4 protein-coding genes are annotated in these 9,172 nt (G+C 38.7%); all 4 read left to right on the forward strand.

Annotated elements, in window-relative coordinates:
* Nucleotide 1: 1 nt before the first annotated feature.
* The 4 genes from sov (at nt 2) to AC4IFE_RS05370 (ending at nt 8,984) form a co-directional block, all read left to right on the forward strand.
* The gene (sov, locus tag AC4IFE_RS05355) at nt 2-6,970 is read left to right on the forward strand and encodes a T9SS outer membrane translocon Sov/SprA (protein ID WP_490755431.1); all 6,969 of its coding nucleotides are present in this window, start codon (nt 2-4) and stop codon (nt 6,968-6,970) included.
* A gap of 126 nt (nt 6,971-7,096) precedes the next feature.
* On the forward strand, nt 7,097-8,125 hold the full coding sequence (locus tag AC4IFE_RS05360; RefSeq protein WP_490755421.1) for a cell wall anchor protein: 1,029 nt from the start codon (nt 7,097-7,099) through the stop codon (nt 8,123-8,125).
* Between the two features lie 129 nt (nt 8,126-8,254).
* Entirely contained in the window at nt 8,255-8,632 is a 378-nt protein-coding gene (gcvH, locus tag AC4IFE_RS05365) for a glycine cleavage system protein GcvH (RefSeq protein WP_490755423.1), read from the forward strand.
* Nucleotides 8,633-8,657: 25 nt separating this feature from the next.
* Nucleotides 8,658-8,984, forward strand: a complete 327-nt coding sequence (locus AC4IFE_RS05370; RefSeq protein WP_490755424.1) for a VanZ family protein — start codon at nt 8,658-8,660, stop codon at nt 8,982-8,984.
* Nucleotides 8,985-9,172 lie beyond the last annotated feature (188 nt).

The following is a 9,172-nucleotide window of genomic DNA, read 5'->3' on the forward strand; positions in this document are numbered from 1 at the left end:
TATGTCAGTAAGTGCCTTTGCACAACAGGTACGGGATACTGCGATCATAAAGAAAGATTATCAACTGGCTGATCCTACCCGGTATGAGGCCTTTTATGATATAAAAACAGGTATGTATTATGTATATCCTAAAATTGGAAATACATTTACAGGGCCTCCTACAGCTATGTCTCCCGAAGAGTATAAAGAATTTATGCTCGCAACGCAGTCAAAAGCTTACTATAAAGAAAAATCCGATAAGTACAGTCTTCTTTACAGAAGAGATAGGACTGATGCCCGTAAGAAAGGTCTCATCCCGTCTCTGATGATCAATAACAGGCTGTTTGAAACTATTTTCGGAAGTAATAAAATAGAGATCATTCCTTCAGGATATGCCTCTTTAGACTTTGGCGGACTTTACCAAAAAATAGATAATCCACTGATCCTGCCTCAGAACAGGACCAGTTTTACCTTTGATATAGACCAAAGGATACAGCTGGGCTTATTGGGTAAAGTAGGAGAAAACCTTCAGTTGAAGGCTAATTATGATACCCAGAGTGGCTTTGCATTCGAAAACAGAATGAATCTTGTATGGCAGGCGAAAGGAAACTGGAAAGATCTTCAGACCAAAGGCCTTGGCGAGGTAGATAAGCCCAGTGCAGGAGGGGAAGATAAAATCATTAAGAGAATAGAATTTGGTAACGTGAATATGCCGCTTTCTACCAGTCTTATCCGTGGTTCACAGTCATTATTCGGGGTAAAAACAGAATTCCAGTTAGGAAAAACTTACGGAACAGTAGTCCTTTCCCAGCAACAGGGAGAAGCCCGTAATATTGTAGTACAGGGTGGAGGTGTTATGAATAATTTTAAAGTTAATGCGATTGACTACGAAGACAACCAACACTTTTTCCTTGGGCATTATTTCCTTGACCGTTATGATAACGCGCTGGCCAACTATCCGCAAATCAATTCCACGGTAAATATTACCAGGCTGGAAGTTTGGGTGCTTGACCAGGGAAACAGTAATCTGGCGTATCAGAAAAGTATTATCGGTATCAGGGATTTGGGAGAAGGTGCTTCAGGATTGCCGGACAATTCCCAGAATGGATTATACCCATCTATTAATGCGGCAATAGGACCAAGAGAAGCCGGTAAAAATTATGCGACAACCTTTCAGGGGCAGATGTTCCCTGGAAGTGCACAGCCGTATGATAATGGTGAACAGTTTATTTTTAATACAAAAGCAAGAAGGCTGAATGCTAATGAATATACATTGCAGCCTCAGTTAGGATATATTTCATTGAACCAGAAGCTGAACGAGAATCAGCTTTTAGCCGTTTCCTATTCCTTTACGGATGGTACCAATAAAGTCTATAAAGTAGGGGAGTTCTCCGAAGAAAGTCCCGTATTGGTAACCAAAGTGCTTAGAGTAAACAACAAAGTAAATACAGAATCTCCAATGTGGGACCTGATGATGAAAAACATCTATTCTTTGGATGCAGGACAGGTAGCACAGGACGGCTTTATTCTTAACGTATTCTACAGGGATCCGAAAACCGGGGGTAAAGTGAATTACCTTCCCGGAACCAGTGTTCAGGATAAAAATTTACTGAAATTACTTAACTGGGACCGTCTTAACATGAATGGAGATATCCAGGCCAGCAGTGGTATATTGGGAGACGGTATTTTTGACTTTGTGAATGGAATTACGATCCGGCCGGAAACAGGGAGGATTATATTTACCAAAGTACAGCCTTTCGGAAGCTTTATGCAAGGACAGGTCGGAAATGATCCGCAGTTTGTTTTTACGGATCTCTACAGACAGCAGAAACAAGTGGCATCTTCCAGCAACCTTGCCCAGAGATATACCATAGAAGGACGATACAAAGGAACACAGGGGCAGGGAATTTCTCTTGGTGCTGTAAACGTTCCGCAGGGATCTGTAAAAGTTTCGGCGAATGGTGTTCAGCTGACAGAAGGGGTAGACTATACCGTAGATTATATGCTCGGAACAGTAACGATTATCAATGAAAATGTTAAACAGTCGGGACAGGCTATCAATATCTCATTAGAAAATCAGCTTACCTTTAATACCCAAAGAAAAAGATTTTTAGGATTAAACCTGGAAAGAAGATTCAATGAGAACTTTATAATAGGGGGAACAGTTGTTAATTATTCCGAATCTCCGCTTACCCAGAAAGTAAACTACGGGCAGGAAGCCGTTAATAATACAATGGCCGGGATTAACATGATGTACAACAATCAGATTCCTTTCCTGACAAGGCTTACAGATAAAATTCCATTTGTAAATACAGAAGCTCCGTCAAACCTGAATTTTAAAATGGAAGGGGCATACCTTCTTCCCGGATTAAATAAAGGAACGAATGACCAATCCTATGTAGATGATTTTGAACAGACAACTTCTAAAATTTCGTTAAAAGAACCGGCAGCCTGGAGCTTAGCTTCAAGACCTGAGAAAAACTTAGCGCCTCCATTTAACGGAGCTCCTAGTGATGATGCTCTGACAAGTGGTTACGGAAGAGGACTTTTATCATGGTATAATATTGACCCAAGATTCTGGGGAGTAGGAGGCAGGGCACCAGCTGGAATTACGGCACAGTCTGTTTCCAACCACGCATCCAGAAGAGTTCAGTATTCCGAAATTTATAACAACAGAGATTTTGTTGCGGGTGAGCAGACCTTCACCAATACTTTAGATATTTCTTACTATCCTCAGGAAAAAGGTCCGTACAATGTCAATCCAGGCTCCGAAACAGCGGCTTCCAGATGGGCAGGGATCATGAGACCGATCAGTGTTTCCAATTTCGTTAATTCAAATATAGAATATGTTGAATTCTGGATGATGGACCCTTATGCGGATGGAACTGTCTTAGGCGATAGAGCGAGACTTTTACTTCAGTTAGGAAACGTTTCCGAAGATATCCTGAAAGACGGTAAAATGCAGTATGAAAATGGTCTTCCTACTCCGGGAGCGCCTTCTACTACCACAACTTCCAATTGGGGAGTACAGCCGAAACAGCCACCCATTCTTTACGCATTTTCAAGTGAAGGTGATGACAGAAGATCTCAGGATTTAGGATATGACGGTTTAAACTCAGATCAGGAATCAATGAGATTCGGAAATACATTTGTTAACCCGGTTACCAACTTAGTTGACCCTGCTGTGGATGATTTCGTATTCTTCATGTCGGACAAATTTACAGGCAATCAGGCGGCCTCTCTTGTTCAGAGATATAAATATTTCAGAAATCCGGAAGGGAACTCTCAGGCTAATTCATTGGAAGTGGCTTCACAGACTCCGGATGCAGAAGATATCAATAAAGATTATAACCTTGACCAGACAGAAAGCTACAATGAATATGTTGTAAAACTGGATAAACCGAGTCTTGCCTTAGGACAGAACAATATCGTAGATGTAAAAACGGTGAAGGCTACCTTCCAGAACGGACAGTCTTCTGATGTGAAATGGTACCTGTTCAGAATCCCTGTTTCAAAATATGCTGAAACGGATGCGGAAGGAGAGCGAAGTGCGTCAGTACTTAACAATGTAAGATTTGCGAGATTAATGCTTGCCGGTTTTGAACAGACTTCTACCTTAAGATTCGGGACAATGGACCTTGTAAGATCGGACTGGAGAAGATATCCAAATCAAATTGCCAGCCCTACAGTATCTTCACAACAGGAAGGTGTAGGTATAGCACAAAATAATAACTTCGAAGTTGGAAGTGTAAATATTGAAGAGAACGCCCTGAACCAGCCTCCTTATGTACTTCCTCCGGGAATTGACAGACAGGTATTGAGTGGAAATGCAGGAGCACAGAGACAGAATGAGGCTTCACTTTACATGAAGATAGACGGTCTTGCCGGAGAAGCAAGAGGGGTTTTCAAGAATACTACCCTGGATATGAGAAGATATAAAAAGCTAAAACTTTTTTTACATGCTCAGGACCCGACAGACAGATACCAGGGTATCGATTCTGAATCTAAATTCTTCATCCGTTTCGGAAGTGATGCTACGGACAACTATTATGAATATGAATCTCAAATGTTGCTTACGCCTAGGACAGCAACTACACCTTTGGAAATCTGGCCTATTGAAAACAATGTTGATTTGGAGATCCAGAACTTTGTAGATGCCAAAATTCGAAGAGATAAGAGTTCATCTAATATTGTAGACAGGATCATGGATCCTAACTTTGGAGATGAATCAAAAAGAATTTATATCAAAGGACGTCCGAGCTTAGGAAATATTACTACCATTATGATTGGGGTAAGAAATACAAGCCGTTCAAACTCTATTACCAGAATTCTTTGGGTGAATGAGATCCGTCTTTCCGAAATTGAAAATGATGGAGGATATGCAGGTAATGCAAGTCTGAACTTTAACCTTGGAGATTTTGCTACTGTCAATACAAGTGCATCTTATACTTCCGTAGGTTTCGGTAATATAGATTCAAAGCCGGCAGAAAGAAATCAGTCTACACAGTCTGCTTTCAGTATCAATACTGCTGTAAACGTAGACAAATTCCTTCCTGAAAAAAGCGGACTGAAAATTCCTTTAAACTATTCCTACTCACAGACTATCGAGGATCCGAAATATAACCCTCTGGACACCGATGTGGAATTCAGCAAGGCAGCCAACAAGGAGCAGCTTAAAAAAGTAGCAAGAACGTATACACAACAAAGAAGCATTGGCGTTGTCAATATGCATAAGGAAAGGGTAAATCCAAATAAGAAACCTAAGTTCTATGATATTGAGAACGTTTCCGTAACGGCAGTTTATAATGACGATTATTACAGAGATATTTATACTTCAAGAAACTACAGACAGTATCTTAGAGGTTATGTTGATTACAACTATACTTTCAAGCCGTGGGTAATTAAGCCGTTCAACAAAATGATCAGTGATACGGCGAAATCTACAAAATATCTGAGATGGATCAAAGAATTCAATTTCAACCCGATTCCTACGAGATTATCTTTCAGAACAGAAGTAGACAGAAATTATAACGAACTTGAGTTTAGAAATGTAGAAGCAATCTTAAGTGGAAATACAGGTGACAGTTTTGCGGCGATCAAAAACAGAAACTTCTTCTTCGGATGGCAGTACGGTTTAGGATTCAACTTTACAAAATCATTAAAACTGGAGATCAATTCTGCAACAAGAACCCTTAATGATAATGTAGATGTGAACGGAATGAATGACAAATCCATCTTTGGAAATGTATTCAGAGCAGGTAGACCGGTATTGTACAATCACAGAGTACAGATTAATTACAAACTGCCGTTCCAGTATCTCCCGTATTTGGACTTTATTGATGCAGAAATTGGGTATGGGCTTACTTACAACTGGAATGCAAGATCTACCGCACTCCTTTCAAGTCCGGAAGGAAGCTTAGGCTCCGTAGGTCAGAATACAAATGTGATTCAGGCTACAGCTACTGCGGATATTCCTAAATTCTTCGGACAGTTTAAGTATTTCAAGAACATCTCTGCAAAACTGCAGAAGCGTAAACAGGAGATTGACTCATTGAATAATATATATACGCAGCAATGGGAAAAGAAAAGATACAGATATAAGAGCTATAAATTCAAAAATAAACTGACAATACTTCAGAGCGCAGCTTTTGCACTGACATCGTTCAAACAGTTAGATATTAATTACTCTGAAAATAACGGAACAGTACTTCCAGGATTGCTTTCTGCGCCAAACATGTATGGGTATGGCCAGACGTTGGGAGGTCCTACTATAGGATTCCTTTTTGGATCGCAGGCTGATATCAGAAGAACCGTGCTGGAAAATGGATGGGTAAGTGATTCGCCTTATATGACGGATCCATATGTGAAGATGTCAACAAAAGAATTGAGGGCCAATTTACAGATTGTTCCGATCAATGATTTCAGGATTGATCTTAGTGCACTGCATAACTACAACAGAAATTTCTCTCAGTCCGGATTTAATAACCGGAATAACCTTGGAACAGCAAACCATGATTATGCATTTGCCAATGATCAGGTAACGTATTCTAACTCTGTGGTGCTTCTGAAAACATCATTCAAGGAAACCCAGGCCGTTTACCAGGCGATCAGGGAAAATGCAATGATACTTTCCCAGCAGATGGGGTTAGGAGAAGTACTGAACAGTGATGGCTTTGCAGATCATTATAGTATTGCCAATGCTTATGTATTGATTCCTGCATTCAGGGCAGCAGTTGAAGGGAAATCCGTTAAGCAGATGGGAAATGCTAAAAAAGCCGGACTTCCGATTCCAAACTGGAAGATCACCTATTCAGGTTTAAGAAACATCCCGATCATTAATGGTCAGTTCTCTAAATTTGATATCCTGCACGGATATACAGCGACGTATACAGCAACAGGTATCCAGTCAAGTATTGATTACTTTAACAGGATTTCCGGTGGAAATGCATTCGATGTGAATAATGATTACATCAATCCGTTCACATTCTCGCAGGTCGGTTATGTAGAATCTTTCTCGCCACTTATCGGTATAGATGTTACCATGAGAAACAACATGCAGTTTGGACTTCAGTATAACAGAAACCGGATGATGCTATTAGGATTGGTGAACCATACCCTTACCGAAGATTCCAATACGGAATATGTAGTAAGACTTGGGTATATCGTTAAAAACTTCAGACTTGGTATGGCCAATACAAGAGGATCAAGAGGAAAAGGTAGTGACCTGAACATCAGAGGAGATATTTCACTGAGAGACAGCAAAACTTCCATCATGAATATCCTGTTGAATGATTCACAGATCACAGGAGGACAGAAACTCATGAATATAAAGCTTTCTGCAGATTATAACGTTTCAGAAAATCTGAACCTGAGAGTATTCTATGAGCAGATGACTTCCAAATACAAAATATCAACGGCATTCCCGCTGTCTACTATTAGAGCCGGTCTCTCTGCAACATTTACATTTGGAGACTCAGGTGGTGGTTTCTAAGAAAAAAATTAATACATAATCACTAAAATAAAAATCCCTTTCTTTTATAGAAAGGGATTTTAGTTTTAATTCACGTTTTTTGGAATAGCTTGGTTTATACGGTATCTTTACTGTCAAATAATTTATATGAAAAAAACACTATTAATTTCTGGGCTGGTATTTACAAGTCTAATATACGCCCAGCAAGCTACAAGTTTGGCTGTTTTAGATACGAGAGACATTAACTCTCTTCCATCTACTTATACTCAGATAGCAAAAGTAGAATTTAAATTTAGAGATGTAGTGCAAGTGCCGGGAGTAGGAAATTTCTCGTCGCTGTTTACTATAGCACCTTGGGTTGACAGTTCAGGCAATAAAGTACATCAGCTTAATTTTAATGACGGAGGTGTATTCTATAGAAACGCTTCACAAGCAGATAGTCAGTGGGGGAATTGGAATCAGTTATTAATGGCAAATGTTAATGGAGATGTGGGGATAGGAACTACAGATCCACGATCTAAAATTGATGTTTGGGGGAATATTTTAACTGGAAATACTAATGCTACAGAAGGTATTAATGCATTTGCCATAAGATATGAAAATGGATCACTAAATAATTGGGGATCTTTAAGAAGTTCAGCCGCAACTTATATGAGCTTTGGAGCTAAAGCAGACAATAATATTGGAAATGGATGGGTATCTAGTAATGGAACTCTGAACTTTTCTAAAGTAGCTATAACATTAAATGATGATGGAATTAAATTTTTGACATCTCCTCAGCAAATGATTGCATTAAATTCACCTGTAGCTATGAATGAGATAATGAAAATTGCAGTGAATGGAAATGCTGCGCTACAAGGAAAGTTTGAGGCAAAAGAAGTAAAAGTAACCCTCACGCCAACGGCTGATTTTGTTTTTGACGAAAAATACAATCTTCCGAAGCTGGAAGAGGTTGAAAAGCATATTAAAGAAAAAAAGCACCTTCCTGAAATTGCATCGGCAGCACAGATGGAAAAAGAAGGAGTCAATATTGGAGAATTTCAGATTAAGCTTCTTCAGAAGATTGAAGAACTTACGCTGTATACTATTGAGCAAAGTAAGCAGCTTAAAAAACTTCAGGAAAATAACGATAAACTTATGAAAGAAGTAGATGAACTAAAAACAATAAAAAAATAATAATATACAATATCCAATCGCTGCTTAGGTAGCGGTCTTTTATTTTGTTTCCAAAATTTAATTAAGATATTCATTACCCCTTTGAAGCTTTTATTATTTTGAATACATTTGTACAAAATAAAAATTAAAATGAATACACCATCAGAATTAAAGTACACTAAAGATCACGAATGGATCAAGATTGAAGGTAATGTTGCTACAATCGGTATTACAGACTTCGCACAGGGAGAATTGGGCGATATCGTATATGTAGATGTAGATACTATAGATGATGATCTTGAAGGGGGAGCTGTTTTCGGAAGTGTAGAAGCAGTGAAAACTGTTTCAGATTTATTCCTGCCTATTGCCGGAAAAGTTATTGAATTTAATTCAGAGTTGGAAGATCAGCCTGAACTGTTAAATACAGACCCTTACGGAAACGGGTGGATCATTAAATTAGAAATTGCTGATGGTGCAGATCATTCAGAACTGCTTACTGCAGAAGAATACCAGGCAATCATTGGATAAGGTTTCAAAAATATTTAGTAAGATTTTGCCCATTTATTGGGCATTTCTTACTTATATGCTTCTCAAACCGGGCGAAGAGAATAACGAGTACTGGTTCATGTTCAATGGTATTGACAAAGTTTTACATGTAAGCATATTTGCAATGCTGGGTTTCTGCTTTATTGCTGCATTTCCCAAAATCAAATTTTCATATTTTTTTCAGATCATCCTTATATATGCCTTCCTTACCGAAATTTTCCAGGAGGAAATGGGCTTAGGCAGATCCATGGAATCTCTGGATATCGTAGCAGATACTATAGGATGCTTAATTGGATACTCTATATATAAGATACTAGTTAAACGTTTTTTCTAAACTAAACCTTTCTTATTTTTACTCAACGATCTTTGTGGATAACTATATCATAGGCATAATGTATTAACAATCAAAACACTATATTGATACTTATCCCCAATATAACTCGTATATGAATTTTATGTTAAATAGATTTGTTTTGCGTGTTATTAAGTTGTTATCTTTGCCCCACTGAAAAACGAGAGTTT

The sequence above is a fragment of the Chryseobacterium sp. UF-81 genome, from assembly GCF_058245105.1.

Excerpts from the sequence above, each read along its gene's own strand:
- sov (WP_490755431.1), top strand. The coding sequence starts at position 2 with ATGTCAGTAAGTGCCTTTGCACAACAGGTACGGGATACTGCGATCATA.
- AC4IFE_RS05360 (WP_490755421.1), top strand. The coding sequence starts at position 7,097 with ATGAAAAAAACACTATTAATTTCTGGGCTGGTATTTACAAGTCTAATA.
- gcvH (WP_490755423.1), top strand. The coding sequence starts at position 8,255 with ATGAATACACCATCAGAATTAAAGTACACTAAAGATCACGAATGGATC.